The sequence below is a fragment of the Treponema sp. R8-4-B8 genome, assembly GCF_054786175.1.
The window spans coordinates 1-665 of the sequence record NZ_BDHE01000213.1; the positions used below are offsets into that span (position 1 = coordinate 1).

Sequence of the window (665 nt, forward strand, 5' to 3'; positions counted from 1 at the left end):
CCTGAACAAAGCACAGATTTTATTTTTTCCATATTTTCAGAAGAGGCGGGTTTTATCGGGGGAATATTAGTTTTCGCGCTTTTTCTGTTTATATGTTACAGATTATTATTGACAATGAAGACGGTTATTGATCCTTTCGCGAAATATTTTTGCGCGGGTCTTGCCGGAATGATAAGCTTTCATTTTATTATTAACGTCGGAATGACAATGGGAATTATGCCGATTACCGGTCTTCCGCTCTTGTTTATGTCATACGGAGGCTCATCCGTTTTGACTTCTATGATAGGCATTGGAATTGTTTTGAGCATTTACATAAGAAGGTATAACCGTTAATGCCTGCCGTAAGGTATGTGGACCCGATAAAAGAATTAGGCGGACTTCTTTTAAATGTGGAAAAACCAGAGCGTTATACTGGCGGAGAATACGGGCGTCTTGCCGCGAATAAAAAACTTTCAGATAACGATTTAAGCGCGATAATGGCGTTCCCTGACCTTTATGAAATAGGGATGGGAAACCAGGCCATGCGTATTATTTACAACCGCATGAATAGCGAAAATAATCTTTTTTGCGATAGAGCTTTCGCTCCCGCTCCCGATTTTGAAAAATTGTTACGTGAAAATAATATTCCTATTTACGGGCTTGATACCGGAATAAGCGCCGCGTCC

At 40.3% G+C, this 665-nt stretch carries 1 protein-coding gene and 1 pseudogene; both read left to right on the plus strand.

What is annotated here, in order from left to right:
* Positions 1-333 (plus strand): FtsW/RodA/SpoVE family cell cycle protein (locus ACYVRA_RS07965; RefSeq protein WP_461252199.1); only part of this gene is annotated, 333 nt, incomplete at its 5' end.
* A pseudogene (locus ACYVRA_RS07970) lies at positions 333-665 on the plus strand (B12-binding domain-containing radical SAM protein); the annotation flags it as partial. The gene ACYVRA_RS07965 and the pseudogene ACYVRA_RS07970, both read left to right, overlap by 1 nt.